The sequence below is a fragment of the Rhizobium leguminosarum genome (assembly GCF_019798305.1).
Taxonomy (GTDB): Bacteria; Pseudomonadota; Alphaproteobacteria; order Rhizobiales; family Rhizobiaceae; genus Rhizobium; species Rhizobium leguminosarum_U.
In genome coordinates, this window is record NZ_JAAXDD010000006.1 from 316,435 (window position 1) to 341,098 (window position 24,664).

Here is a 24,664-nt window from a genome sequence, read left to right on the forward strand (position 1 = left end):
ACCAGACCATGAAGAAGTTCATCATCGCCTCACTTGCCGTTTCGCTTGCTGGACCTGCCATGGCCCAATCCGCCGCGGAAAAGACCGGGGTCAACTCGCTGATCGGCGTTGCACCGAAGACGGCGGACTTCGTGCAGGAGGCCGCCACCAGCGACATGTTCGAGATCGAATCCAGCAAGCTGGCACTCGAGCGCGGTGATGCGGCAACCAAGGCCTTTGCTCAGCAGATGGTGACGGATCACCAGAAGACCAGCAGCGAACTCAAGGCGCTGATTACCGGCGGCAAGGTGCTGGCGCAACTGCCAAGCGCCATGACGAGCGCCCAGCAGGACATGCTCGACAAGCTGAAGGGACTTCAAGGCGATGATTTCCTTAAGCAATATCATTCCGATCAGGAATCCGCGCACGAGGACGCGGTCGACCTCTTCAAGCGCTATGGTGAAGGCGGCGACAATGCCGAGTTGAAAGCTTGGGCGGCAAGCACGAGGCCTGCGCTTGAACACCATCTGCAGATGGCGGAGGAGCTTAACAAATAAGATTGCGCCGACGCTGCGATGGAGCATTTCCGTGACTCGGAGAAAACGGAAATGCTCCAGGAACCTTTCTTTCCTCTTCAGGGTTAGGCGGCCGGACATTGGGAGCCTATGCTGATGAATTATCTCTGGCTGTTTGCAGTGGCAGGAGGAGCAGCGCTTCTCGGAATTGCCCTTGCTTTCGGAATGATCAAGCAGGACGGGCGACGGTCTGTCTTCGCCATAGCCGGTGCTTTCATCGTTGCCATCGGCGCGCTAGGACTGGGCATCTATATTGCCCAGGCGCCGGCGGCCCCGGTGCGCGCCTCGGACAGGGAGCAGTCGCAGCAAAGGCTTCCAGGTGCTGCGACGACCGAGAAGGACCTGCCGGGAAAGTGACGCCCAAACAATCGCCGATCAGCATGCTTTCTGGCTAAGGCCCAAAAACACGCCATCGGCAGGAGGTATATCGTGACGAATTTAGCGGCTGTCTCGGAGCGTGAGTTCGCCTCGGCTCTCGAGGCAATGACGGACGACGAGCTTTTCGAACTGATGGCTGATCTGGAGAAGCGGAGTGAAGCATTGAATCGAGCTTCGCCGACCGATGAGATCTTCGCAAAGATCGTTCTGGCGGAGAGCGCGATCGAAAGGCGGTTTCCCGGCCAGATGCTGTTGCCGTACAAGGAATGGAAGAACAGCCCCGACCATTTGACGCTGCAATAGCGCTTACGACTTATATCAACGAGCTACTGAACCGCAGCCAATGAGCGATGGCCGAGACCAGGCCAGCTGCGGCCTGATACTCCCGGAACATCGTCGGCATCAGCCGCAAACGCCTCCACGGACGTGCGATTGCGAACGATAACAACTCCCCGGTGAGAATGGATGAAGTGCTGGCCCTCGAGGATATGCAGCGCTTGGGTGACGCTGGAACGACGCACACCGAGCATGGTCGCCGTGTATTTTGAGTCAGTGCGATCTCCTCGCCGTCGATACGATCGTGGCACATCAAATCCACTTCGCCTTGGGGCGCCTCAATGGGAAATCCTGCCGCTCTGGCCGCCCCTCAAATCAACCATTGTCGCGCGAAGCTGTAGGAGCTCATCAACGATCCTCTGCCAACACTCGTCGTCGGCTCTGGCGATCGATAGCATCGAAGCGCGGATCGTCTGAAGCAGACGAATGAGCGCCGGGTATCGGCCGGCACCGCCGCCTGCAGCGTCGCCATCGCAGATTTCTTGAAGTTCATCAACGATCTGCCCCACGACAATCTGCCGATCGACGGCATCGAGCGCGGCCGGATCCGCGGCGATCGCCTTGAAATAGAGAAGTCTGTCCATCATAGCACACTGGTTAAGCCAATATTGACGGCAGGACGCAGCGTTTCGCAATGCGGTGCTTTCGTCGAGGTCGATACGCTGTCGAAATCCATATGCATATATCGCATCAGGCCACTGAGTTTGCGCTGGTCTCGAATGCCGCACTCGAACCAAGATACAAGTTCCCTCGCGACATACTGCGCCACCGGACTGGTAATCCCATATGACTTCTCTTGACACCATCCCTGCAAAACAGCCTGCAACATGGCGATATCACCAGGCTGCAGAGCCGGCTTCGTAATTCCAGAGTGCTGCGTCATCGTGTTCCTCCCCAAGCATATGAGGCGATCCTAAAATTCCAAATTTTCGATTTCAACCGCTGGTGCGGAACCGTACGAGTCCGGATCCCCTTCACCCTGCCGTCGGCCAGGGAACCAACGCGGCACGATCGGGTTCGGCGGATTAAATGAACGTGGTATGGCAAGCTTGAATATGATACCCACAGCCCTGCCAGAGCGGCCTGAAATGCCATTTGGCGGCATGATCACGGTCCAACCGACTTTTGCAGGCGTCCGCTATGAAATCGCTCAGTCCGGTCGCTGGAAAGACGATCGTCATCATCGGAGGTCCCGGCTTTGTCTCAGACGGCGTCAAGGAGGCATGGGCCGCCTGGCAAGCCGTGGTCGTCATCAGCAGCGTCGATTTGGTCGCGACGCATAGCTCAGATGAAACCTTGGCATGCGACGCCGCGATCATCGACGTCACCATCCCCGACCAGGCGATGCTGACAATGAACGAATGGCTGGAGACGCGGCGAATACCCTTCGTCTTCGCTCAAGGGCATCGGTCCGAAGCGCTCTCAGCCGGCTTTGTCCTTAGCGATCGCCCCGCCGATATCAACGCGATCGTCGCGGCATTGTTCGGACCCGGTTCGGGTTACTATCACTAGATCCGTGCGCTTGCGTACGCAGCGTTGCGCTTGATGTGTGCGGACCTCATGATGATGGCTGCATAATTCGAAGCCTTTATTCGAGGAAAGGCGCTATGCTCGATTCTCAGTCTGCTCACTTGATGGCCCTTGATTCAGCTGACCTCAGTCATCTGCAGGCGATTTTGAACACCATATGTCGCGAGACGGGAAAGCCTCTGCGAGCGCCTGAGACGCAGGAGATCGCGGCTTTGCTGATCAGTCTTTACCGACATGGAGTGGCAGACCAGAACAAATTGCTTTCGGTGGGTCGCCTGGCATCTGTCCGCAAGCGCCGCCGCTGAACGCCGATCACGCCAGTCTTGATCAAAAGATCACTCAGCGCCCAAGTGGACTGCCGATCAGCCGTCGATATTCCTCCTCCGCCGCCCCGTAGGAGCCATGCGCCTCTTCGATCAATCCGCGCCTGTTAAGAATGACGATCTGCCTTCTGGTGGACCTGATCAGACCTTTGCCTTCCAGCAGATGCAACGCGACCGTCACTCCGGCGCGACGGACCCCCAGCATCACGGCGAGAAACTCGTGGGTCAGCGAAATCGTCATGCCGTCGGCCCGATCATGGACCATCAACAACCACCGCGCGAGCCGCTCCTCGAGCTTAGCGTGGCCATTGGCAAGCACGGTCGATGTCGTCTGCGCCAGCAACGCCTGGACATAGGCAAGAAGTAGACTGCGCAAGGCCCGACTCTCTTCCATGGCTGCGGAAAGAATGGGTGCCGGCAATTTGAAGCCGTAGCCTGAGATCTGCATGAATGTCCGGTTGGCGGATTGATCACCGCCGAGCATCACGGCGGCACCTGTCATTCCCTCCCGGCCGACGATGCCCACTTCGATATCGCGCCCGCCCGGAAATCTTGCCACGATCGATGCAAGCCCAGCCTCGAGGATATAGATGTCGCCGACCGGCCTATTCTCCAGCTCAAGAATCAAGGGGACATCGAGAGTGATTGGCTCCATATGAGGCACGATCAGATCGCGCTCTTGTGGGCCCATGGCCCGCAACAGCTCATTTCTAAAATTCAATTGGTCGTCATCCATGTTTCGTCCACATACGGGCGTCCTTCGCCCGTTGCTGCTGCGAACCTAACCATCTAGAATCGTTGATCAATACACTGTGCCATAGCGTACAGACGGTTCGAAGTCTGCGCGACCTTGTTCGCTGTGAACAAGAGGGCCTGACGGTTTCGATGGCCCAAACCGCTCGAATGACGGCCGGCCGGCTACCTCTCGTCGGCAGCGCCTTTCTCGACGAGGTTATTTGCAGATGGAGAGCGTGAGCCGGAGCAGTCGGTCTCAGGGTTGGATTGGGGAGCGCCAAGACGGCATCGAGATCAGGATCTCGGACAATCCACCCTCCTGGCAGCACACCAAGGCAGAGCCAAACGCGATTTGGACCCTCGGCATAACTCTTCTCAGTCGCAATGATTAAACATCAAAGATTATGTCGGACTTCAAATTGCAAAGCGTGCTTTACACCTCTCAAGGACGCGCGCCACCGCGCGGTTGCACGAGCCACGACACCCTTTACGGGAACAATTCGCATTGGTGAGGGTTAGCTGCACCTGAGCGCCTCATGTGGATCTAAGACATGACCTATCCAACCCCTTCTTCGCGCGTACTCATCTATTCTCACCCGTTTCGCGCTGTCCCACTTCATTTTTCAGCGGCGTGTTTTGTCGGAGCGTTGGCCACGGATATCGCCTATTGGCGGACGGCAGAGATGATGTGGACCAATTTTTCGTCGTGGCTGCTGACCGCCGGCCTGCTGCTTGGCGGAATTGCCGCAATCGGAGGCATTGCCGATGTCGTGACAGGACAGCTGTCGTTGAGATGGGGCATCGGAGTGTTCTATACGCTCGGCAATCTAGCAGCCTTCATACTCGCGCTCTTCAACGCCTTCGTTCACAGCCGCGACGCATGGACATCCGTGGTTCCGACCGGTCTGACGCTGTCGGCGGTGACGGTGGTCGTCATTGTCATCAATGCGGTTCTTGGGCGAATGGTTCAGCGGCGGTATTTTAAGGTCATTGCGTGATGAGCCGATCTCTTCTCTCAAGCAAACTCCGTGCCCTGGCCTTCTCGCTGCTTTGCGGTTGCAGCCTCGGCCTGACAGCCTGCAGCGAGGATGAAGCCGATCCTAGCAGCGAAATCGGTGCCAATCCGAAACTGCCCGCACAATCGCAATATCTCCTCCCGCCGATGCACATCGCCTCGGTCGTCGGGTGGAAGGAAAACGAGACGCCAGTGGTTCCGAAGGGTCTTCAGATCAAGGCTTTCGCCACAGGACTGAAGCATCCTCGTGCCGTCTACCTGCTGCCGAATGGCGACATTCTCGTAATCGAATCGGTCGCGCCGCCGGAGGCGGCCATCAAGCGTCCGAAGGACCTTATCATGGGATGGATCGAGGCAATGGCAACGTCAGGCGGCAAGGCGAGCACCGAAGGGAGCAACCGCATCACCTTGCTTCGCGATGCCGACGGTGATGGTGTGGCCGAGGTCAAGGAGACTTTTCTCGATCATCTCAACTCGCCATTCGGCGTGGCGCTTGTCGACAACGATCTCTATGTCGCGGCGACCGACGCGATCATCCGTTATCCCTATCAACCGGGTGAAACCAAGATCAGTGCGCCGGGCACGGTACTGACGGAACTTCCGGGTGGACCGATCGACCACCACTGGACGAAGAGCCTCGTTGCCAGTGAGGACGGCCGGTTGCTCTATGTCGGCGTCGGCTCGAACAGTAATATCACAGAGAACGGCTTGGAGGCGGAGAAAGATCGTGCGTCGATCTGGGAGGTCGACAGACAGACGGGACGCCACCGCATTTTTGCGGACGGCTTGCGCAATCCCAACGGATTGAGCTGGGAACCACAGACCCATGCTCTTTGGACCGTGGTCAACGAACGTGATGAACTCGGCCCCAATCTGGTTCCGGACTACATGACCTCGGTCAAGGATGGCGGCTTTTACGGATGGCCCTACAGCTATTTCGGCCAGAATCTCGACCCACGGGTCGAGCCGCAACGGCCCGACCTTGTCGCCAAGGCGATCGTTCCCGACTACGCGCTGAGCTCTCACGTCGCGCCTCTCGGCATGGTGTTTTACACCGCCCAAAATTTGCCGGCGCAATATCAAGGCGGAGCGTTCATAGGCGAACATGGAAGCTGGAACCGTTATCAATTCAACGGCTACAAGGTCGTCTATGTGCCCTTCAAGGACGGGCGTCCGAGCGGCAAACCGGAGGATGTCGTCACCGGCTTTCTGCGAGGCGAGGACGAAACACATGGCCGGCCGGTCGGACTTGCCGTCGACAAAGCCGGGGCGCTGTTAATCGCCGACGACGTCGGCGACACGATCTGGCGCATCACCGGTGCGCGTTAGCTCCTGGCGAACATAGAGATGGCAGCACGGCTTACTCGACGATATCGGCCTGTCATTTTCGGCTGACGAATTTGTTGAACCGGCTTGTCCCATCCTCGGTCTTGTCCTGATAAAGAAAGGCCAGCTCGTTTTCATCGAAAATGGCGAAGAATTCGTCCCAGGAGATCTTTTCCAGGTTCTCTTCCGGCTCTCCGAAGTCTATCCGCAATATGCCACCTTGCTTGGCGCCTTTGACACGGGAGGGTTGTCCCTTGCGCGCTTCCACCCATTTGCGAATTGCCGAATGATCGGTCGTCGTATTTGCGGTCGTCATGGAAACCTCCGTTCGATTTCGGCCCGCGGTCTCTCTCGGGCACGGCGTCGAACCGATTCCATGACGGAAAGTTCCAGCCGATAGCGTGTTTGGCCAATGACGCGGAGGCCGGATGGTCATCGTCCGTGATCATGCCACGCTGGAACAGTCCGCTTCCGACGCTTGTTGTAAATTTGAGGAGGAATAGGAGCGATCAAGTCGCGTCGATGTCGCGTGACGACATGGGCAGCTGAAAACGCGACGTAGGATCGAGGTAGGATGACGGTGCGATAGCGCACGAAGGCTGCATTTCGGTATGAAAGGTCTATTGTATAATTCCGCATTTTAGGAGTTTGGCCATGAACGTTGCAGGGACGACGTCCATCCTTCTGATGGAGGATGAGATTTTCATCGCGATGGACGTGGAAAACATCCTTCATGGCGCCGGCTTCGATCGGATAGAGACAGTGTCGTCTTGTCGAGCAGCCGAAGAGTGGCTGACAGCGAACGATCCCGATCTCGTGGTGATGGACATCGAATTGACGGACGGTGTTGCTGGAGCGATCGCCAGATCTTTGCGCGACCGCCATATCCCATTCATCGTTTACACCGGCGCTCACCGGAAGATGCACCCGGATGCCTTATCATTTTCCGAGGGCGTGTGGTTGGAAAAACCCTGCGAGCCAGCGACATTGCTGACGGAGGTTATGCGCTGCATACGTCAGGGGCCGACGTCGATTGTGGTCGATGGCTGCAGGGAAAGCAAAAAGACGCGATAAGGCCATCTGGCGGGAACATTGCCGTTGTTCTTTGGTTTGGCGAACCAAAGGGAGAGGCAGATGAACCAGGAATCGGACGGTCGGGCTCTGATTATCTACATCGGCGCCATCACGTTAGTCGGGCTTTTGATCGTTTTCGGCTCAATAATCTCGTTTAACGCAAGCGGCAGAAATGACGAGCCTGCAAAGATCTCGACGGAAGCGAAGCCCTGATGGACAGGCCCGAAAAAGATCCTATTCAGGCAACCCGTCCCAGCGCTGAACAACAGCGAAATAGCCTTTCAGGTGGGCGGATTGCGGTCACCTTGATCGCGACCGTGGCCGCCATCGCCTTCCTGCTTTACATCATGATCCTCGTCTACGGGCTGGCGCACAGAATGTGACTGCATCCGTGGCGGATCTGCCTGGCATATTCGGGTGCTGGCCCAAAGACGCTAGCTCGGAACCTTTCATTGCGACACAGGTTTGCGGTCTTTGACAAGCAGAGGACGAGTTCGATGCCCAATGCCGCCGATATATTGATAGACACGCTGATCGAGTGGGACGTGAAGGTCATCTTCGGCCTTCCTGGAGACGGGATCAACGGGATCATGGAGGCGTTGCGCAAGCGCCAGGATCAAATCCGCTTCATTCAGGTCCGGCATGAGGAATCGGCCGCCTTCATGGCGTGTGCCTACGCCAAGTTCACAGGAAAGCTCGGCGTCTGCCTCGCAACCTCTGGTCCCGGCGGCACTCATCTGTTGACAGGCCTCTACGATGCCAAGCTCGACCAAATGCCGGTCCTGGCGATCACCGGAACCCAGTTTCACGACCTGATCGAGACCTTTACCCAGCAGGACGTCGACCTGACCCGCGTCTTCGACAACGTCGCAATCTACAATGCGCATGTCAGTGACGCCTCGCACATGGAAAACGTTGCCAGTCTCGCCTGCCGCTCGGCGCTCTCGCGCCGCGGCGTCGCTCATCTCTCCATCGCCAACGACGTCCAGGAGATGGACGCGAAATCGCGCTCGAAACGGAACCGGCCAAAACACGTGCCGAACCGCTTTTTCCGCGGCCGCCAAGTGCCCGACGATAGCGAGCTCGATCATGCCGCCAGGATATTGAATGGCGCCCGCAAGGTTGCGATCCTCGCCGGCCGGGGTGCTGTCGGCGCCCAGGAGGAATTGCGGGAGACTGCCGATCTGCTCGCCGCGCCCGTCGCCAAAGCCCTGCTCGGCAAAACGGCTCTCGCCGACGACGATCCCTTGACGACCGGCGGGATTGGAATTCTCGGCACTGAACCGTCACAACGGGTCATGGAGCAATGCGACGCGGTGCTGATCGTCGGCTCCTCGTTTCCCTATATCGAATACTATCCGCTGCCCGAAGCCGCCCGTGGCGTGCAGGTCGACAGCGATCCCCAACGCATGGGCCTGCGCTTTCCCATCGATGCCGGCCTGGTAGGCGACGCCAGGGAAACGCTGCGGCTCCTCAATGTCAGGCTGACAAGGAAGACGGATCGGTCGTTTCTGGAACAGGCGCAAACGGCAATGTCCGGCTGGCGCCGAAAGATGGAGATGATGGAGACGGAGCGAAGCGCGCCCTTGAAGGCACAGGCCGTGGTCCGCGCCTTCGGCAATCGCATTGCACCTGATGGTGTCCTCGTAGCCGATTCCGGCCAGAACACCGAACTCGCGGCCCGCCACATTGACCTCGGCACGGGGAACCGGTTCGCCGTCTCGGGCGCGCTCGCCTCGATGGCCTCCGGCCTGCCTTATGCGATCGCCGCTGGCGCTGCCGATCCGAAACGGCCGATTTACGCGGTCGTCGGCGATGGCGGGTTCGGTATGCAGCTCGGAGAGTTCTCGACCGCCGTCCGTCTCGCTCTCCCGCTGAAATTGCTGGTGATTTGCAACGGCATGCTCAATCAGATTGCCTGGGAACAGATGATGTTTCTCGGAAATCCGCAATTCGCCTGCGAGTTGGCACCGATCGATTTCGCCCTTGCTGCAGAAGCAATGGGAGGCCGCGGCTTCACGATCCGGCAGTTCGATCAGATCGAACCGACTTTGACTGAAGCTTTCTCAGTTGCCGGGCCTGTCGTCGTCCAAGCCTTCGTCGACCAATACGAGCCGATGATGCCGCCTAGGATGCCGAAAGACTACGCCAAGAACTTTCGCGATGCTCTTACCGAGACGCCTGGTCATGAGGCGATCGAGGCAAACATATCCCGCTCGCCGCTTCGCGAGATGATGATCGCCGGCGAACAGCAACAGGAGATATCCGAAACTACGACCGATTTGCCGGGCACACCGTGAAGTGTCAGCTGGCGGAAAGAACATTGTGAGCAGTTTGTCTACTGTCGATGGCTGTCTTCGTGGCGTAGCGCATCGCTTGCGCAGGTTGTTGCCCCTATCAATTGGGCTTATAGCCGGGGTTCTGGCTTGCGCTCTGGTCTCGATTTTTCTCTTTCGCTACATCACCGATGCTGATCCGCGCTTCGATTCAAAGACCGCCGCGTTAACGGCTGGCGACGCAACGAAAGGAAAACTGGTTTTTCTGGCCGGCGAATGCACGTCCTGCCACGCGACCCCGGGCCAGCCCGACCGATTGACATTAGGTGGCGGTCTGGCTCTCGCCTCACCCTTCGGAATATTCAGGCCGCCGAACATCTCGCCGGATCCAACGGACGGAATCGGAGCGTGGTCGGTCGCCGATCTCGCCAATGCATTGATTGCCGGCGTTTCCCCCCGTGGCGAGCACTACTATCCGGCATTCCCCTATCCAAGCTATACCGGCATGTCGCTCGACGATGTGAGAGACCTTTACGCCTACCTGCAGACGTTGCCGCCGGTAGCCGGACGGCCGCCACCACACGATCTGGCCCTGCCGCTCAGATTTCGCCGTCTGCTTGCGTTTTGGAAGCTGCTATTCTTCCGCGAGGGTAAGTCCGGGGCGACGGTCGGGGGCAACGCCGCTTATGATCGCGGCGCTTACCTGGTCGAAACGCTCGGCCACTGCGCCGATTGTCATTCGACCCGCAACGTGCTCGGCGCCATCAAGCCGTCGACGCGCTTTGCCGGAGGGCCGGATCCCGAGGGGACCGGCTTCGTGCCGAATATCACCCCGCGCCGGATCGGCCACTGGTCTGAGGCCCAGATCGCCGTGATGCTCAGCACCGGTGAGACGCCGGACCATGGCCGGGTCGGCTCGTCGATGGCGGATGTCGTCGTCAACACCGCACAGCTTCCGCAAAACGATCGTGATGCGATTGCACGCTATGTCAAATCGCTAGCGCCTCGGCCGACGCCCCATCCTTAAATCATTGCGCATAGAGGTAGGCGGCGAGATCCCTTGCCTCGGCCTCGGATATCCCGGTTGCCGGCATGGCCGAAGTTGCCGAAAAGCGTTGCGGAAAAACGATCCATTGCACGAGATTCTCGGGCGTGTTGTTGACGACGCCGCCGATATAGAGGCGTTGCCGTAGATCGGTTAGCGCCCCGCCGACCTTTCCGTCTGCCCCAGGAACGCCTGGGATAATGTGGCATCCCACACATCCATAGCGGCGAAATATCTCCTCCGCCCGCGTGGGGTCGCCTGATGTCATGGCGATGGCAACGTTCTGCCGCCTCTCCCGGTCTTTGACGATATTGGCTGCGATGCCGGTCAAGACCAGTATCAGGACGACACCGGCCACGACGTAGCTAAGGCGAGCATAAGCGATCTGCATGGGCGCCTCTATTGATTTGCAGCTCCGGCATGTCGAGCGCCGCAGAACCGGCATCATCAAGTTGGGGAGTGATCAGCGCTCGCATGGATTCAACAGCAACGTCGCTGCTCCCTGTAAAATAAGCGCAAAGGCAAAGGTCGATCCGACCATGACCCCGACTTTGCTGATGAAGCGGGCACTACGCGAAGCCGTCGAAACATGACTGTGCCATGAAATAAGCGCGCCCCCGACTGCCAGCGCGACCGCCAGAAAGGTAACGAATATGATCCAACCAGTTCCCACGTCGCAATCGGCGTAGGGGAGCATCTGCCCGAGTTGGCTGCTTGCTGCCCAAGCGGCTGGCGATAACGTCAATCCGGAGATTCTTGCTGCTGCGACATTCATTGGCGAGGCACCCAATAGATGCAGAGGTAGAGCGGAAGCCAGGTAATGACCACAAAGTTCCAATAAAGCGCGTTGTCTTGAACATCGCCGTAGCGACGAGCGTTGTCGCCGTGCCGGGAAAACATCAGACATGTCAGCACCAGCGTGTCGATCAGATCGGTAAGGATATGCGTGGTATGCAGCCCGAGCAGGGTCCAGACGATCGAGCCATAGGCGTTGTCATCCCAACTTATATGAAGAGCCGGAAATTCGAAAACGCGCAAAGCAAGCGGAGCAATGCCCAAGAGCGACATCACCACCAGGCCGAGCTGTACCCTTCTCAGTTTCTTCTGCTTTGCCCAACGCGATACCATCATATTAGGGATAACGCTGATAAGAAGCAGGCCTGTCAGACATGTACCGGCCAGCAAATCAGGCGGTGGCGCATCGATCGGCCACTGCGGTGCGAGGCTCACCAGGTAGAAATAGACGGCAATCGCCAGGCCGAAGCCCGACCCTTCGATGAGCATGAAGGCTCCCGTCGCCCACCACGTCGGAGACGCAGTGCCCATCCCGTGCAGGGGCAGTCTTGAGACGTCGAGCACAATCCGATCCTTCATGATTCATCCTCCGGGCTGCCCTTGGGCCAGAACCATCCGATGAGGGTGACTGCGATCGGAATGGAGCCCCAGACGACGGCCCAGGGCGAAAACATCGACCAGATCAGCATGACGGAGGTGGCTATCGCCGCCCAGAGCGGCCAAACGCTGTCACTTGGAGACGACTCGCGTGCCTCAGGCAGTGCTTCGACAACGCTGGTCACCAGAAGCTCCCGACGATCGGTCCTCAGCCCGCTTGCAACTGTCAGCTCGCCAGCGCCTGGGGAAAACGCTTCGCATGAATCGACAACTGGAATGCGCCGGAAATTATATGGCGGCGGTGGCGACGATGTCGCCCATTCGAGGGTCGTTGCTTTCCAGGGATTGGGGCCGGCTGGCAGTCCGCTTCGCCAACTGCGGACGATGTCAACGAAGAAAACGAGGAAACCCAGTGAGAGGACGACCGAGCTCAGACTGATGAAGAGGTTCAATCCGGCCCAGGGCAGCTCGGGCTGGTATGTATATACGCGACGCGGCATACCGATTAATCCGAGTATATGCATCGGAAAAAACGTCAGGTGAAATCCGATGAAGATCAGGCAGAATGCCCAGCGGCCCATCCGCTCGTTCATCATCCTGCCGGTCATCTTGGGAAACCAGTAATAAATGGCGGCAATCAGCGGAAAAACCGCGCCACCGATCAGCACGTAGTGGAAGTGCGCGACGACGAAATAAGTGTCGTGCACCTGGGTGTCGAAGGGAACAGATGCCACCATGACGCCGGTCAGGCCGCCGATCACGAATGTGACAATGAATCCGATCACGAACAGCAAGGGGGTGCGAAGGACCGGCCGCCCCGCCCACATCGTCGCCAGCCAACAGAAGATCTGGATACCGGCCGGGACCGAAATGGCCATGCTGGACGCAGTGAAAAAGCTCTCTCCAAGCCGGGGTAGCCCAACCGTGAACATGTGATGCACCCAAAGCCCGAAGGAAAGCACGCCGGTGGCAATCAGGGCCATCACCATCAGCAAGTAGCCGAAGAGCGGGCGCCCGACGAAAGCCGGAAGAATCGTTGACACCATTCCGACGGCTGGCAGAAAGATGATGTAGACCTCGGGGTGACCGAAGAACCAGAACAGATGTTGCCACAGCAGTGCGTCGCCTCCTTCCGCCGGATTATAAAACTGGGTTCCGACCAGGCGGTCGAGGATCAGCGTCGAACTGGCGAACATGATTGCCGGCATGGCCATGATGACGAGGAACGACATGACGAGCATTGCCCAGACCAGCACGGGGATCTTGTCCAATGACATGCCTGGTGCTCGTTGTTTAAAGACGGTGACGACGATTTCGACGGCGACCGCGAGAGCCGAGAGTTCGGTGAAGGTGATCATTTGCGCCCAGATGTCAGCGCGTTTGCCCGAGCCATATTCGGGCCCGGACAGCGGCACGTAGGCAAACCAGCCGACGTCAGGCCCTGTATCGAGGGCAAAGGACAACCAGAGCAGGAGCCCTCCGAAGAGGAACACCCAATACGAAAAAGCGTTGAGGCGCGGGAACGCGATGTTGCGGGTGCCGACCAAGAGAGGCACAAAGTATACTCCTATGGCTTCCATCACCGGAACGGCGAAGAGGAACATCATGTTCGATCCGTGCATCGTGAAAATCTGGTTGTAACGGTCGGGGCTGATGAATCGCGCCTCCGGCTGTGCCAGTTGCAGGCGCATGGCAAGCGCAAGCAATCCGCCAAGGATGAGGAAGATGAAGGCCGTCACGATATAACGTCGGGCGATGATCTTGTGATCGACACATGCGACGGCGCCCCAAAAACCCCGGCGCGAACCCCAGGCGACGGCAAGCTGGCGGTCGACTTCGGCGTCGTCAAACCCGATGTCCGTCTCAACCGGTGAGGCTTGGTCCTGTTTCATCGCAGACTTCCCATATAGGCGGAAAGCTGCCGCAGCTCATCAGCCGTCAGCGGCACGATCGGCATGTTGTTTCCAGGTTTCAGCGTCTGGGGATCTGCAATCCAGGCGGCAAGCGAGCCGCGGGTAGTTTCGAGCAAGCCTGCCGCAATGGTTCGGCGGCTTCCGACATGGGTGAGATCGGGCCCGGTCGATCCCGCTGCGGGTGTTCCCCGGATCGCGTGACAGGCAGCGCACTGCTTTGCCAGAAAGACAGCCTGGCCAGCTATGGCCTCTGCTGCGCTCGGTGTCGCGGCATCGAGGCGTTGCCCGGCCAGCCAGCGTTGATAGTCGGCATCGTCTTCGGCAATGACGACGAAGGCCATGTGGCTATGCTGAAGGCCGCAGAATTCGGCGCATTGGCCGCGATAGATACCTGGCTTTTCTGCCCGCAGGGTCAGGAGATTTTCTCGCCCCGGAATAAGATCCAGCTTGCCTGCGAGGCTCGGCACCCAGAAGGAATGAATGACGTCGGCGGCCTGAAGTCGAAGGCGGATGGTTTTACCCACAGGAATGTGCAACTCGTTCGCCGTCTGGAATAGCTGCTTTTGATCCCGACCGGTATAAATGAACTGCCACCACCATTGCTGAGCCCGGACAATAATCGTCACGTCGGGGTCGCCGCCACTGGTCAGGGCGCGCGTCGTATAAAAACTTGCAAGGGTGAGAATGCCGACGGTGAGGATGGTGGCGGCGGTGGCCGTCGCCACGGCAATCGTCATCATCCTCTCCGACCGATGATCAAGTCGCGGGGTCTGGTCTTTACTGCGCACAAGCGTGATCGCCATGACGCTCACCACCGCGAGCCAAATGGCGGCCGCCACCAACGCAATGAAAATGATCAGGTTCTTCAGCGCGACTGCCGCCTCACCTTGAGCGTCGAGAACCGATTGGGCGCTGCTGCAGCCAGAGAGCACGATCAAGAGCGCAAGCGGCGGATGGAAAACCCTCACGGTGATGGCCCCTGCTCAGTATGCAGCGGGATCGGGGCCTCCTCGAAAAATATGGCTGCGGGCGCTCGGTTTTCGGCAGGTCGCGTATTTCGATCGTCGTCGCGGCCAGGGGCGACAGAGCTGGCGGAATAAGCTCCAACCGCCTTGATATAGCCCGCAAGCTGCCAGATCTGATCGATCGTCATCTTGTCTTTGAATGCCGGCATGCCATGCGGCCGTCCGTCACGAATAGAGGCGACGATCGAGACCATCGAAGGACCATAAAGCCACCAGCCGTCGAGGAAGGATGGGCCAGTGCCACCTCGACCGTCACCGTGACACGTCGGGCAACCAAACCAGGTGTAGAGCCGTTTGCCCTGGCTGAGATCGTAGCCCGTCGTCTCATAAGGCTTGCCCAAGGCAAAAGTTATCTCGGGAGGCGCTCCACCGATTCCATTTTCCATCACTCGAATACCGCCCAGTGCTGCCGCTACCGGCGGGTCGATACGGTACTGCCTGGGCTCCCGCAACCAGCCGACAGCAACGGCCAGAACGATGGCAAGGATTAAAACTAAGATGCTCAAATACCATCCAAAGCTCCCCTTCAAAATCTTATCCGGCATCGCGTGATCCTCTAGAGCATGATCCCGAACGCATGATCGGATTTCAGATGACATCATGCTCCAGCCATATATCTTGAAACAGAATTTCGGTTTGGGCCGATCGGCCCTATATCATTCTGTTTCCAAGCTCATTCACTCAAGTGGCGCTGCTTCACATCGGCTGAGCCGGACGGGCAGCAGCTTGTAAGATGGCGTTTTGGCTTTCTCGTCGTGATGGCTGAGTGGAAACAGCGGATTGGCTTCAGGGTAATAGGCTGCGCAACATCCGACCGGAATGTCGTAGGGGACAATTCTGAAGCCGGAGATCATGCGTCTAGTCTCGGGCTCAATGGCCGTCGACAGATCGACAAAGTCTCCGGCGGCAAAACCCAACCGGGCAATATCGGCGGCGTTCACAAAAACTACGCGGCGCGTACCGTCGACGCCCCGGAAGCGGTCGCTATAACCGTAAATCGTCGTGTTGAACTGATCATTTGACCGTAAGGTCGTAAGATGAAGAACTTGTTCGTCGCCAACGCTTTCAAACTGCGGAAACAGGCGTTGCGGAGTGATGAAATTCGCCTTGCCGTTCGGAGTCACCCAGCGGCGTTCCCTGGCCGGCAGCGGCCGTGGAAAACCGCCGGGCTGGAAGAGCCGCCGGTTGAACCCCTTGAAGGTCTCCGGATATGTCCGCTCAATGGCATCGCGAATCTCGGAATAATCCGCAACCCAGCTATCCCAAGGCACGGGGCTTGCCGGCAACGTCGCCTTCGCCATGCCGGCGATTATGGCCGGCTCGGACAGCAGGTCTGGGCTGGCCGGCGTCGCCCTGCCCCGCGAGCCGTGGAAATGTGCCACCGAACTTTCCATCGACACCGCCTGCGGGCCGCTTGCCTGCTTATCGATCTCCAACCGGCCAAGACACGGAAGAAGGTAGGCGATCTCGCCATGGATGACATGGCTTCGGTTAAGCTTAGTGGCAATCTGCACGGTCAGGCGTAGCTTTCGCCATGCAGCTTCCATCGCCGCCGTCTCAGGGGCTGCGCGTAGGAAATTGCCGCCGAGGCCGACGAAGGCCCGGCTATCGCCGCCCAGAATGGCTTTGCAGACATCGATGGTCGTGTGACCCTTCCAGCGCGGCGGATCGAAATGATAAAGTTCCGCCAGCTTGTCCAGCGGCACAAGATCCGGCTTTTCGGTTATGCCGACCGTGCGCTGCCCCTGGACATTGGAGTGGCCTCTGACGGCGCAGATATTGGCGCCGGGCTTGCCAATATTGCCTCGCAAAAGGGCAAGATTAACCACCATCTGAACATTTTGAACGCCCATGACATGCTGTGTCAGTCCCATCCCATAGACCATAAGAACCGCATCGGAAGCGGCATAGGTACGGGCCGCGTGCGTCATCTGCTCGCGGGTCAACCCCGATACCTGTTCCAATTCTGGCCACTGATAGCGCCGGGCGGCGGCGGCGAACTCCTCGAAGCCGGCGGTGTGTTCGGTGATGAAATCATGGTCCAGGACGTGTTTTCTATCGACCGCCCGCATCGAGGCCGCAAAGGCAACGGCTGCCGCATTGGCAGGATCGCCCGGCACTGCATCGGATCCAGCGACTCTGCTGAAACCGGAGCTATGCAGGGCGTCGTCGGCCTCTATCAAAGCCTTGCAGACACCAATGATGGCCGCGACGTCTCCACCGTTCCTGACTTGATAATATTCGCTGGAAATCGGCGTTTCCTTGCCGGTCAGCATCTGGCTCGGCACCTGCGGATTGATGAAGCGCAGTAGCCCCGGTTCTCTGAGCGGATTAAAGGTTACGATCTTAACACCACGGTCGACCGCATCCTGAAGGTCATGCAGCAGACGTGGCGACGACGTTCCGACATTCTGGCCAATATAGAATATGCAGTCGCAATTTTGAAAGTCGGAAAGAACCGCCGTTCCGACGGAAGCGCCGATGCTTTCCGGCAGCGCGACGGATGAACTCTCGTGACACATATTGGAGGAGTCGGGCAGATTGTTGCTGCCGAAGATGCGAGCGAAGAGCTGATACATGTAGGATGTCTCGAGCGAAGCCCTGCCCGAGGTATAGAAGTCCACCTTCTCCGGCGAAATCGCCCGCAATTCGCGTCCGATCTCTTCGAAAGCGGCAGCCCACGAAACCGGAACATATTTATCCGCCGTCGGGTCCCATCGCATCGGGTGGGTGAGACGCCCCTGTTCCTCCAGGTCGTGGTCGCGCCAGCTTTCGAGTTCGGTCAGGGTATACGCCGCGAAAAAAGCCCGATCTGCTCGTTGGTTTGTCGTCTCCCATGTCGTCGCCTTGGCGCCGTTCTCGCAAAATTCAAGCGGATGGGGCTTCGCGGGTTTGGCCCAGGCGCAGCTCACGCACATATATCCATCCGGCTTGTTCTGATGCGCCAAGAGCGCTGGGCCCGAGAGGGGGATATGTTCGCGGATAAGAATTTCTCCCACCGATTTTGCCGAGCCCCATCCGCCCACTGGCCCGCTGTCAAATCCGATTTTCGGTGTTCTTCTGGGTTTTGACGTCATGATTTGAACTATCCCGAAAGTTACTTCGCAACTGCTGCTGATGCCCGGCGGGGCAGCCGCCGGTCGGACATCCAGTCTTGACACTGGAAGATCGAATCGACTGCCGCCAATGTTGCTGCCAAACTCCCGAAAGGACCCGTTGTTCCGCGGTCGCAGAGATGCGGTTGGGACCCCCGGAATTCTGCCCCATCACGCGGTTGTGCACCGATGATCAGGCGGGCCTTGGCGCCCTTTTACGCCGGCGGCGGTTTTGTGGTCCCCCGCCGGTGCATTTTCTCTTCGATTTCGTCCAGTACCTCTTCCGGCCTCACCTGCTCCTTTAGTTCCTCGAGCTCTTCTGTCGTCTCGATTTCGATGCCGAGCTTCTCGGCAATGGCTGAGACCAGGGTCAGCAACTCCGTCGTCTCATGCTCTGCCAGAAGACAGATCTGCAGGTTGAGATCGGCGCGCTTGTCGTCAGCTTCCGCCATACGATTTTGGCTGATCAGCACGAATGTCGAGATGAAAATGGCTTCGACGGAAGCGACCATCGCCAGAATGACGAATGAGGGGTCGAAGACCGGCATGAGCGGAAGCAGGCCGATATTGAAGATGATCCAGAGCGTAACGATCAGCAGGTGCAGGTAGACGAACTTCATCGATCCCGCGAAACGGGTAATGGCATCGGCCACCCGCTCCTGCCGGCTCGATTGTCGCGCCTCCTCCTCTCGCCGCTTCAGCAGAGCCTCGATGTTGCGGTCGAGACGTCTCGATATCGTGCTTTGCTTCTGCTCGGATCTCGGCGCCGACATTGAATCTTCCATGTTGGAAATCCAAACCTCCTTGAAAGCAGAGAGTTCCGCGCGTTAGCAGTGCTGCTCATTTTACCGGCGAACCGGCAACTCCCGATGGCTTGGCTTCCCGCTCCCGCCGCTTTCACAGCTGTTCAGAGACGACCGGATGAGTTCGACGGCCCGCTTACCTATGCCGGGAAGCGCCAGGAGTTCGTCGTCGGTCATGGAGGACAATTTACTGACACGCTTGATGCCGCTGGAAAAAAGCGCCTTGACGATCCAGACAGGAATTTTGCTGCGGACGAGCATATCGCTCGAGGCTCCCCGCGGCTTTGATGTCTTCCCTGCTGGTCGAGAGGTCATGTTCCATCCCGCAGATGATTTGCGACCGCCAAAACCGGAAAGAGGCTCGGCGGTTCCAGCCGATTCACCGGTGACTGCAAACAATTTCATCCGGTCGGGCCGACGCCGCCCCTTCATCCGTGCCGATAGATGTCGTCGATGATTTCAGCGACCTCGACAAGGCATTCGCAGGACGGATCGTAAGCCTGACCACTGGCGAGCCGGGCCGCCCAGTCGGCTGCCGCGCGGCCGCCCCAATCGTCGGGAGGCCGGACAATTTCTTCGGTCGATGTGCCGCGGAAGCGATAGGCCGCAAAGTCATAGAACGACCCGCCGACATTTCTGAAGGATGCACCCCCGGATGTGCCGAAGAAGTCGGCGCCGATGACCGCATCGCATCCTGCCTGCAGCCGCCAGGAGCAGGCGAGGCGGATGACAGCACCCGTCGCCAACGTCAGAGTGGCCACGGCGAAATCTTCGACATCCCCCGCTGCGCTGATCGGCTCGCCGCCTTTCATTAGCGTGCTCGTGGTGTCGACCACCTCGGGAAAGTCGAGGCACCAGAGCGCGATGTCGATGAGGTGGACGCCGAGGTCGATCACGCAACCTCCGCCCGACAGCGACTTGTCGTAAAACCAGGATTTGTCGGGACCGTAGGCATTGTGGAAGACCAGATCGGCGGCGAAGACCGTGCCAACCTCACCAGTTCTGATCAGATCGCGGATGCGCTGCATGCCTTGCGTGTAACGATAGGAGAGATCGACGCTCAACAGCCTGTCGGCTGATCTGGCGGCGGCCACGACCGCTGCCGCTTCGGCGCCGGATCGGCCGAGTGGCTTCTGACAGAATACTGCGATCCCAGCCTGCAGCGCCCGGATCGACTGCCCGGCGTGCAGGGCGCTTGGAGTGGCGATGACGACGCCGTCGAGGTCGAGCGACAAGAGTGCATCGAGATCGCCGACGATTTCCGCATCCGGCGCAAGGCGCAGGGCTTCCTTCAGCATGTCTTCGGAAGGATCGGCGATGGCAACAGCTTTAGCCATCTGCGTGCGGAGGATTGCTTCCATTCTATTTCTGCCGATCCAGCCGACACCGAGGAAGCCGAGTCTGACGGGCTTGACCCGCATCTGCAGCGAGCGCTCTACAAACCTGTTCATCAGCACGTCACCATCGCCTTGAGGAAACCATCTGGCCTGTCCCGAGTGGCGTCGAGCGCCTCGCCCAGGCCCTCGAGCGGATAGACATGAGTATAGAGCGATGATGGATCGAGCCTGCCGGAAACGACGGCTTCGATCGCCTGGCGCATGCCGCTGATATAAATCCTGGGATCGCGTTCATGAGCATTGATGACGTCGAGGCCACGCCAGTTCCAGAGCTGCATATTGACTTGCCTCGGCCCGTCCTGATGGTATCCGGCCACGACCAACCGGCCGCGCTCCGCGGTCAGCTCGCCGGCCAGGTCGAGCGGCCATTGCTTGCCGACCGCCTCTATGACGCAGTCGCAGAAAGCACCGTTGGTCAACACTCTCACAGCTTCGATGATCCGCCAGTGGTCATCCATCGCCAGTACTTCGGCGGCGCCCATGCGCTTGGCGATATCGAGGGAAAACGGACGGCGCGAGATGGCGATGACGCGCGCACCGGCGCCGCTGACAAGCTGAGTCAGCAAGGCGCCGAGAAATCCGATCCCGATGATGGCGACGGTCTGGCCCGGCTCGATGCGGCTGCGCCGGAATATGTTCATCGCGCAGCCGAGCGGTTCGCCCGGGAAGGGTTGGCCGTCGAGCGCCGGCGGCAGCGGCACGACCATGTCGGCATCCGCGATATCGTGGGTGGCGTAGGCATGATATGAGAGCGCAGCGACGCGGTCTCCCACGCTGAGGCCAGGCACCCCGTCCCCAAGCGCATCGATCCTCCCCCAACCCTCGTGACCGAGACCACCCGGCTCCGTCGGAAAGGTCATCCATTCCGGGCCGGCCCAGGGGCCAAGATTGGAAGCGCACACGCCCGATCCTTCGAGCCTGATCCTGATTTGACCGGGTCCTGGCTGAGGAAGAGGTCGCTCTTCAACTGATATTTGGCCGGGCCCTGTAACAATCGCCGCGCGGATTGTTGCCTCCGATGCTCTTGGCAACATGTTCATGAATTGCTCCTTCATTGAGGATCACCCGTTTGCTTGTCGGCAGACGTTACCGCTGCAGCCATGCCAAGGATCAAGTAGCCGGTCCCTCACCACGTAGCCGCCCTTCGATCTGGCCGCCGAACTAACGATGGCACCAGATGTTCCGGATGAAGTCAAAGAACATGTCAAAGAAGATGACATTGATGCAGGAACAATCTTCGCCTCGGTTGGTTCGGCAGGTCATCTTCAACTTGAGCGGACGGAAATCAGATGGCGATGATCCTTGTAACTGGCGGCTGCGGCTTCATCGGAAGACATGTTGTCGAGGAGCTTCTCGACAATAGCTATGAGGTGCGGGTTCTCGATGCATTGATCGATCAGGTTCACGGCGATGCTGAAACGTCGCTGCCGGAGGCAGCCGAAATCATCCGCGGCGACGTCAGAGACAAGACTGCGGTCGAACGGGCTCTGCTGGGTGCCGATGGCGTCATCCATCTCGCTGCGGAGGTGGGTGTCGGACAGTCAATGTACGAGATTGCTCGATATGTCGGGGGCAATGATCTTGGCACCGCCGTTCTTCTGGAGGCGATGATCGGCCGCCAGCCTAAACGCGTTGTCGTCGCCTCGTCCATGAGCGTCTATGGCGAGGGCCGCTATCAAACCGCCGACGGTGCGCAGCTCGACCTGGTCAGGCGGCGCAGCGACCAAATCAGGGCCGGCCAATGGGACCTGCGCGGCGCTGACGGCAAAGACCTGAGGCCGGTTGCGACGGATGAGGAAAAGCCCGTCGATCTCGCCTCGATCTATGCGCTGACCAAATATGCGCAGGAAAAACAGGTCCTGATCTTTGGCGAAGCCTATGGCACCGAGGCAGTGGCGCTCCGTCTCTTCAACGTGTTCGGCGCCGGCCAGGCCTTGTCAAACCCCTATACCGGCGTCTTGGCAAATTTCGCTTCAAGGCTCGCCAATGGTCAGCCGCCGATGATCTTTGAGGATGGCGAGCAGCGGCGAGATTTCGTGCATGTGCGCGACGTTGCGCGCGCTTTCCGCCTGGCGCTCGAAAAGCCTAATGCGCCGGGACATGTCATCAACATCGGCAGCGGTCAGGCCTATACGATCGCGGAAGTCGCAACGCTTCTCGCCGATGCGATGGGCGTGCCTGAGATCCGGCCCGAAATCATGAACAAGGCAAGGTCCGGCGATATCCGCAACTGCTTTGCCGACATTGCAAAGGCGCGTGAACTGCTCGGCTTTGAGCCGCGCTTCATGCTGGAAAACGCGCTCGGACCTTTCGTCGATTGGGTGAAACAGACCGGAGCGATTGATCGCGGCGCGGAAATGAAGCGGCAGTTGGAGGAAAGGGGGCTGGTATCATGACCATAGCCGCATTGTCCGCCGCGACCGGCACGTCCTCAAGATCCTATGGCTTCGTCGAATGGTTCCGCCCGGGCGAATACGAGCGGACGTCGCAGACGATCGCAGACGTCCGCATCAGCGGCGCCAGCTACTTGCGCACCCATCTGTCATGGGCCGAATACCTCGCTCCGGGTGGCGAAGCATGGTTTGATTGGCTGATTCCGAAGCTTGGCCGCGAGATCGATCTCCTGCCCTGCCTTCACTACACGCCACCGTCCTTGTCGCGGACCGGAAGGTCCTCCGGCGCACCGGCCGATCTCAAATCCTATGCCGACTTCGTCGACCACGTGCTCACCCGATACGGTCAGTATTTCAGTCATATCGAATTGTGGAACGAGCCCAATAACCTGCTCGACTGGGACTGGCGCGAGGACAAGGACTTCCTGCTGTTTTGCGAGATGGTCGGCGCCGCCGCCTATTGGGCCAAACATCGCGGCTGGCAGCCGGTGCTCGGCGGGCCATGCCCCTTCGACCCCTATTGGCTTAACCTGATGGGTGAACGCGGTGTGCTCGGCGTCGTCGATGCCGTCGGCTTCCACGGTTTTCCCGGCACGTGGGACAGCGAGGAAGGCACCTGGGGCGGCTGGGACATGCATCTCGGCGAGATGCGAAACATTATCGACCGCTTTAATGACAAGGCCGAGATCTGGATCACCGAAACCGGCTATTCGACCTGGCGCAACGACGAGATGGAGCAGGCACGGCGTTTCGTGAAGGCTCTGAGCGTGCCGGCCGACCGGATGTATTGGTATTCCTGGCGCGATGTGCCGCCGGACGTGCCGGTGCAGGAGGGCCTGTGGTTCGACCCGCGGCACTATCATCTTGGTGCCGTCACCCACGAGAATCAGCCGAAGCTGCTCGCGCGTCTGCTGATGGAAGGCGGCGCCGACCGGCTCGAGCAGGTCGCGCGGCTCGCCACGCCCAACCTCGACAAGGGAGCCGCCCCGATTGTCATCACCGGAGGCTGCGGCTTCATCGGCTCCAACCTTGCCGACAGCTACCTCCAGGACGGCGAAGACGTCGTCGTGCTCGACAATCTCGGGCGGTCCGGTGTCGACCAAAACCTCGGCTGGCTGACCGAGAGGCATGGTTCAAGGGTACATCCGGTCCTTGCCGACGTGCGCGACGCCAGAAGCATCGAGGCAGCCTTCGCCGACGCCAAAGCAGTCTTTCATTTCGCCGCCCAGACCGCGGTCACGACAAGCCTCATCCACCCGATCGACGACTTCGAGGCCAATGCGCGCGGCACGATCAATGTGCTTGAATCGGTGCGCAAGGCCGGCCGCCAGGCTCCGGTGATCTTTGCCAGCACCAACAAAGTGTATGGCGGGCTCGACGATCTTGCCATGCGGGAGGCCGAGGACCGCTACATGCCGGTCGATGAGACCGTCCGATCATACGGGATCGGCGAAGACAGGCCGCTTGATTTCTGTACCCCCTATGGCTGCTCGAAAGGCGTGGCCGACCAATATGTGCTGGACTATGCGAAATCCTTCTCCATCCCGACGGCCGTGCTGCGCATGAGCTGCATCTACGGCCCGCGCCAATTCGGCACCGAGGACCAGGGTTGGGTGGCGCATTTCCTGATCCGGGCGCTCGCCGGCGAACCGGTCTCGATTTACGGCGACGGCAAGCAGGTTCGCGATATTCTTCACGTCGCGGATGCGATTGCCGCCTATCGCGGCGTTCTCGATGGCATTGACGGGATCAAGGGCCGGGTCTTCAATCTGGGCGGCGGTCCGGCGAATGCCGTCAGCGTGCTTGCAGTCCTGCGCGCGATCGGCAGGCTGATTGGGCACCCGGTCGAAACCTCCTTCGACGACTGGCGATCAGGCGATCAGTATTTCTTCGTCGCCGACACCCGCAAACTGCAACAGACGCTCGGCTGGAGTGCGCGTGTCGGCTGGGAAAGCGGACTGCAGCACCTCGCGGAGTGGCTTGTCGAAAACCGTTTCGGCGGCCGACCGCTCCTGCGCCGCGATCGGAGGGCCTCCGCATGATCCGTCGACGAG

At 59.2% G+C, this 24,664-nt stretch carries 29 protein-coding genes; 15 read left to right on the forward strand and 14 right to left on the reverse strand.

Features of this window, described 5'->3' with window-relative positions; all coding sequences use genetic code 11:
- The first annotated feature begins 8 nt into the window (after positions 1-8).
- The 3 genes from HFO99_RS13320 (at position 9) to HFO99_RS13330 (ending at position 1,235) form a co-directional block, all read left to right on the forward strand.
- Positions 9-536, forward strand: coding sequence for a DUF4142 domain-containing protein (locus HFO99_RS13320; protein ID WP_222361667.1), 528 nt, complete (start codon positions 9-11; stop codon positions 534-536).
- A gap of 114 nt (positions 537-650) precedes the next feature.
- Positions 651-911 (forward strand): hypothetical protein, encoded by a 261-nt coding sequence (locus tag HFO99_RS13325; RefSeq protein WP_222361668.1) that lies wholly within the window; start codon positions 651-653, stop codon positions 909-911.
- 72 nt (positions 912-983) lie between these two features.
- A complete protein-coding gene (locus tag HFO99_RS13330) occupies positions 984-1,235 on the forward strand; it encodes a hypothetical protein (RefSeq protein ID WP_409994932.1) in 252 nt (83 codons plus the stop codon).
- Positions 1,236-1,546: 311 nt separating this feature from the next.
- Here HFO99_RS13330 and HFO99_RS13335 read toward each other — a convergent pair whose 3' ends face one another.
- Complete coding sequence (locus HFO99_RS13335; RefSeq protein WP_261323124.1) at positions 1,547-1,855, reverse strand: hypothetical protein; 309 nt, start codon at positions 1,853-1,855, stop codon at positions 1,547-1,549.
- Positions 1,852-2,151 (reverse strand): hypothetical protein, encoded by a 300-nt coding sequence (locus tag HFO99_RS13340; RefSeq protein ID WP_222361670.1) that lies wholly within the window; start codon positions 2,149-2,151, stop codon positions 1,852-1,854. The genes HFO99_RS13335 and HFO99_RS13340 overlap by 4 nt, the downstream gene beginning before the upstream one ends.
- 257 nt (positions 2,152-2,408) lie before the next feature.
- Between HFO99_RS13340 and HFO99_RS13345 the strand changes: the two genes are divergently transcribed.
- Positions 2,409-2,780, forward strand: coding sequence for a hypothetical protein (locus tag HFO99_RS13345; protein ID WP_222361672.1), 372 nt, complete (start codon positions 2,409-2,411; stop codon positions 2,778-2,780).
- A gap of 357 nt (positions 2,781-3,137) precedes the next feature.
- Here HFO99_RS13345 and HFO99_RS13350 read toward each other — a convergent pair whose 3' ends face one another.
- Positions 3,138-3,857, reverse strand: a complete 720-nt coding sequence (locus HFO99_RS13350) for a Crp/Fnr family transcriptional regulator (protein WP_222361674.1) — start codon at positions 3,855-3,857, stop codon at positions 3,138-3,140.
- A 550-nt stretch (positions 3,858-4,407) separates the two neighbouring features.
- On the opposite strand from HFO99_RS13350, the gene HFO99_RS13355 reads away from it, so the two are divergent.
- The gene (locus HFO99_RS13355) at positions 4,408-4,854 is read left to right on the forward strand and encodes a DUF2231 domain-containing protein (protein ID WP_261323125.1); all 447 of its coding nucleotides are present in this window, start codon (positions 4,408-4,410) and stop codon (positions 4,852-4,854) included.
- The gene (locus tag HFO99_RS13360; protein ID WP_222361676.1) at positions 4,854-6,200 is read left to right on the forward strand and encodes a PQQ-dependent sugar dehydrogenase; all 1,347 of its coding nucleotides are present in this window, start codon (positions 4,854-4,856) and stop codon (positions 6,198-6,200) included. The genes HFO99_RS13355 and HFO99_RS13360 overlap by 1 nt, the downstream gene beginning before the upstream one ends.
- A 52-nt stretch (positions 6,201-6,252) precedes the next feature.
- On the opposite strand, the gene HFO99_RS13365 is transcribed toward HFO99_RS13360, so the two are convergent.
- Entirely contained in the window at positions 6,253-6,513 is a 261-nt protein-coding gene (locus HFO99_RS13365; RefSeq protein WP_025396604.1) for a hypothetical protein, read from the reverse strand.
- Between the two features lie 338 nt (positions 6,514-6,851).
- On the opposite strand from HFO99_RS13365, the gene HFO99_RS13370 reads away from it, so the two are divergent.
- From HFO99_RS13370 to HFO99_RS13390, 5 genes are all read left to right on the forward strand, one after another.
- Positions 6,852-7,271 (forward strand): response regulator, encoded by a 420-nt coding sequence (locus tag HFO99_RS13370; protein ID WP_222247891.1) that lies wholly within the window; start codon positions 6,852-6,854, stop codon positions 7,269-7,271.
- A gap of 60 nt (positions 7,272-7,331) precedes the next feature.
- Positions 7,332-7,484 carry a hypothetical protein gene (locus tag HFO99_RS13375; RefSeq protein ID WP_222247892.1) on the forward strand — a complete coding sequence of 51 codons (153 nt, stop codon included), beginning with the start codon at positions 7,332-7,334 and terminating at the stop codon, positions 7,482-7,484.
- The gene (locus tag HFO99_RS13380; protein WP_222300124.1) at positions 7,484-7,654 is read left to right on the forward strand and encodes a hypothetical protein; all 171 of its coding nucleotides are present in this window, start codon (positions 7,484-7,486) and stop codon (positions 7,652-7,654) included. Before HFO99_RS13375 ends, HFO99_RS13380 begins: the two co-directional genes overlap by 1 nt.
- Before the next feature lie 114 nt (positions 7,655-7,768).
- Positions 7,769-9,571: a thiamine pyrophosphate-binding protein gene (locus HFO99_RS13385; RefSeq protein WP_222361678.1), complete on the forward strand. Its 1,803-nt coding sequence runs from the start codon at positions 7,769-7,771 to the stop codon at positions 9,569-9,571.
- A 142-nt stretch (positions 9,572-9,713) separates the two neighbouring features.
- On the forward strand, positions 9,714-10,574 hold the full coding sequence (locus HFO99_RS13390) for a c-type cytochrome (protein ID WP_409994935.1): 861 nt from the start codon (positions 9,714-9,716) through the stop codon (positions 10,572-10,574).
- 1 nt (position 10,575) lies between these two features.
- Here the strand turns inward: HFO99_RS13390 and HFO99_RS13395 are convergent, their stop codons facing one another.
- Entirely contained in the window at positions 10,576-10,983 is a 408-nt protein-coding gene (locus HFO99_RS13395) for a c-type cytochrome (RefSeq protein WP_222361680.1), read from the reverse strand.
- On the opposite strand from HFO99_RS13395, the gene HFO99_RS13400 reads away from it, so the two are divergent.
- Entirely contained in the window at positions 10,982-11,185 is a 204-nt protein-coding gene (locus HFO99_RS13400; protein WP_222361682.1) for a hypothetical protein, read from the forward strand. The genes HFO99_RS13395 and HFO99_RS13400 overlap by 2 nt on opposite strands.
- Before the next feature lie 178 nt (positions 11,186-11,363).
- Here HFO99_RS13400 and HFO99_RS13405 read toward each other — a convergent pair whose 3' ends face one another.
- From HFO99_RS13405 to HFO99_RS13445, 9 genes are all read right to left on the reverse strand, one after another.
- The gene (locus HFO99_RS13405; RefSeq protein WP_222361684.1) at positions 11,364-11,966 is read right to left on the reverse strand and encodes a heme-copper oxidase subunit III; all 603 of its coding nucleotides are present in this window, start codon (positions 11,964-11,966) and stop codon (positions 11,364-11,366) included.
- Positions 11,963-13,876: a cytochrome c oxidase subunit I gene (gene ctaD, locus HFO99_RS13410; RefSeq protein ID WP_222361686.1), complete on the reverse strand. Its 1,914-nt coding sequence runs from the start codon at positions 13,874-13,876 to the stop codon at positions 11,963-11,965. Before ctaD ends, HFO99_RS13405 begins: the two co-directional genes overlap by 4 nt.
- Entirely contained in the window at positions 13,873-14,835 is a 963-nt protein-coding gene (gene coxB, locus HFO99_RS13415; RefSeq protein WP_261323129.1) for a cytochrome c oxidase subunit II, read from the reverse strand. The genes ctaD and coxB overlap by 4 nt, the downstream gene beginning before the upstream one ends.
- Before the next feature lie 26 nt (positions 14,836-14,861).
- The gene (locus HFO99_RS13420) at positions 14,862-15,467 is read right to left on the reverse strand and encodes a c-type cytochrome (RefSeq protein ID WP_222361688.1); all 606 of its coding nucleotides are present in this window, start codon (positions 15,465-15,467) and stop codon (positions 14,862-14,864) included.
- Positions 15,468-15,599: 132 nt separating this feature from the next.
- A complete protein-coding gene (locus tag HFO99_RS13425; protein ID WP_222361690.1) occupies positions 15,600-17,999 on the reverse strand; it encodes an FdhF/YdeP family oxidoreductase in 2,400 nt (799 codons plus the stop codon).
- Positions 18,000-18,232: 233 nt separating this feature from the next.
- Entirely contained in the window at positions 18,233-18,790 is a 558-nt protein-coding gene (locus tag HFO99_RS13430) for a DUF1003 domain-containing protein (protein ID WP_222300138.1), read from the reverse strand.
- A gap of 72 nt (positions 18,791-18,862) precedes the next feature.
- Positions 18,863-19,225, reverse strand: a complete 363-nt coding sequence (locus HFO99_RS33415) for a helix-hairpin-helix domain-containing protein (protein WP_261323130.1) — start codon at positions 19,223-19,225, stop codon at positions 18,863-18,865.
- Positions 19,226-19,248: 23 nt separating this feature from the next.
- Entirely contained in the window at positions 19,249-20,271 is a 1,023-nt protein-coding gene (locus HFO99_RS13440; protein WP_222361692.1) for a Gfo/Idh/MocA family protein, read from the reverse strand.
- On the reverse strand, positions 20,271-21,257 hold the full coding sequence (locus tag HFO99_RS13445; RefSeq protein ID WP_222300142.1) for an MDR/zinc-dependent alcohol dehydrogenase-like family protein: 987 nt from the start codon (positions 21,255-21,257) through the stop codon (positions 20,271-20,273). The genes HFO99_RS13440 and HFO99_RS13445 overlap by 1 nt, the downstream gene beginning before the upstream one ends.
- 127 nt (positions 21,258-21,384) lie before the next feature.
- Here HFO99_RS13445 and HFO99_RS33420 point away from each other — a divergent pair, with 127 nt between their 5' ends.
- From HFO99_RS33420 to HFO99_RS13455, 3 genes are read left to right on the forward strand one after another with little or no spacing between them, the layout of a single operon-like run.
- On the forward strand, positions 21,385-21,516 hold the full coding sequence (locus HFO99_RS33420) for a hypothetical protein (protein WP_261318610.1): 132 nt from the start codon (positions 21,385-21,387) through the stop codon (positions 21,514-21,516).
- Entirely contained in the window at positions 21,507-22,613 is a 1,107-nt protein-coding gene (locus HFO99_RS13450) for an NAD-dependent epimerase/dehydratase family protein (RefSeq protein WP_222361694.1), read from the forward strand. The genes HFO99_RS33420 and HFO99_RS13450 overlap by 10 nt, the downstream gene beginning before the upstream one ends.
- On the forward strand, positions 22,610-24,652 hold the full coding sequence (locus HFO99_RS13455) for an NAD-dependent epimerase/dehydratase family protein (RefSeq protein ID WP_222361696.1): 2,043 nt from the start codon (positions 22,610-22,612) through the stop codon (positions 24,650-24,652). Before HFO99_RS13450 ends, HFO99_RS13455 begins: the two co-directional genes overlap by 4 nt.
- The last annotated feature ends 12 nt before the right edge of the window (positions 24,653-24,664 follow it).

Excerpts from the sequence above, each read along its gene's own strand:
- HFO99_RS13320 (WP_222361667.1), top strand. The coding sequence starts at position 9 with ATGAAGAAGTTCATCATCGCCTCACTTGCCGTTTCGCTTGCTGGACCT.
- HFO99_RS13375 (WP_222247892.1), top strand. The coding sequence starts at position 7,332 with ATGAACCAGGAATCGGACGGTCGGGCTCTGATTATCTACATCGGCGCC.
- HFO99_RS13355 (WP_261323125.1), top strand. The coding sequence starts at position 4,408 with ATGACCTATCCAACCCCTTCTTCGCGCGTACTCATCTATTCTCACCCG.
- HFO99_RS13420 (WP_222361688.1), bottom strand. The coding sequence starts at position 15,467 with ATGCCGGATAAGATTTTGAAGGGGAGCTTTGGATGGTATTTGAGCATC.
- HFO99_RS33415 (WP_261323130.1), bottom strand. The coding sequence starts at position 19,225 with ATGAAATTGTTTGCAGTCACCGGTGAATCGGCTGGAACCGCCGAGCCT.
- HFO99_RS13365 (WP_025396604.1), bottom strand. The coding sequence starts at position 6,513 with ATGACGACCGCAAATACGACGACCGATCATTCGGCAATTCGCAAATGG.
- ctaD (WP_222361686.1), bottom strand. The coding sequence starts at position 13,876 with ATGAAACAGGACCAAGCCTCACCGGTTGAGACGGACATCGGGTTTGAC.
- HFO99_RS13440 (WP_222361692.1), bottom strand. The coding sequence starts at position 20,271 with ATGAACAGGTTTGTAGAGCGCTCGCTGCAGATGCGGGTCAAGCCCGTC.
- HFO99_RS13450 (WP_222361694.1), top strand. The coding sequence starts at position 21,507 with ATGGCGATGATCCTTGTAACTGGCGGCTGCGGCTTCATCGGAAGACAT.
- HFO99_RS13335 (WP_261323124.1), bottom strand. The coding sequence starts at position 1,855 with ATGATGGACAGACTTCTCTATTTCAAGGCGATCGCCGCGGATCCGGCC.
- HFO99_RS13380 (WP_222300124.1), top strand. The coding sequence starts at position 7,484 with ATGGACAGGCCCGAAAAAGATCCTATTCAGGCAACCCGTCCCAGCGCT.
- HFO99_RS13455 (WP_222361696.1), top strand. The coding sequence starts at position 22,610 with ATGACCATAGCCGCATTGTCCGCCGCGACCGGCACGTCCTCAAGATCC.
- HFO99_RS13340 (WP_222361670.1), bottom strand. The coding sequence starts at position 2,151 with ATGACGCAGCACTCTGGAATTACGAAGCCGGCTCTGCAGCCTGGTGAT.
- HFO99_RS13430 (WP_222300138.1), bottom strand. The coding sequence starts at position 18,790 with ATGTCGGCGCCGAGATCCGAGCAGAAGCAAAGCACGATATCGAGACGT.
- HFO99_RS13350 (WP_222361674.1), bottom strand. The coding sequence starts at position 3,857 with ATGGATGACGACCAATTGAATTTTAGAAATGAGCTGTTGCGGGCCATG.
- HFO99_RS13345 (WP_222361672.1), top strand. The coding sequence starts at position 2,409 with ATGAAATCGCTCAGTCCGGTCGCTGGAAAGACGATCGTCATCATCGGA.
- HFO99_RS13405 (WP_222361684.1), bottom strand. The coding sequence starts at position 11,966 with ATGAAGGATCGGATTGTGCTCGACGTCTCAAGACTGCCCCTGCACGGG.
- HFO99_RS13400 (WP_222361682.1), top strand. The coding sequence starts at position 10,982 with ATGGGCGCCTCTATTGATTTGCAGCTCCGGCATGTCGAGCGCCGCAGA.
- HFO99_RS13395 (WP_222361680.1), bottom strand. The coding sequence starts at position 10,983 with ATGCAGATCGCTTATGCTCGCCTTAGCTACGTCGTGGCCGGTGTCGTC.
- HFO99_RS13325 (WP_222361668.1), top strand. The coding sequence starts at position 651 with ATGAATTATCTCTGGCTGTTTGCAGTGGCAGGAGGAGCAGCGCTTCTC.
- HFO99_RS13370 (WP_222247891.1), top strand. The coding sequence starts at position 6,852 with ATGAACGTTGCAGGGACGACGTCCATCCTTCTGATGGAGGATGAGATT.
- HFO99_RS13445 (WP_222300142.1), bottom strand. The coding sequence starts at position 21,257 with ATGAACATGTTGCCAAGAGCATCGGAGGCAACAATCCGCGCGGCGATT.
- HFO99_RS33420 (WP_261318610.1), top strand. The coding sequence starts at position 21,385 with ATGGCACCAGATGTTCCGGATGAAGTCAAAGAACATGTCAAAGAAGAT.
- HFO99_RS13425 (WP_222361690.1), bottom strand. The coding sequence starts at position 17,999 with ATGACGTCAAAACCCAGAAGAACACCGAAAATCGGATTTGACAGCGGG.
- HFO99_RS13360 (WP_222361676.1), top strand. The coding sequence starts at position 4,854 with ATGAGCCGATCTCTTCTCTCAAGCAAACTCCGTGCCCTGGCCTTCTCG.
- HFO99_RS13385 (WP_222361678.1), top strand. The coding sequence starts at position 7,769 with ATGCCCAATGCCGCCGATATATTGATAGACACGCTGATCGAGTGGGAC.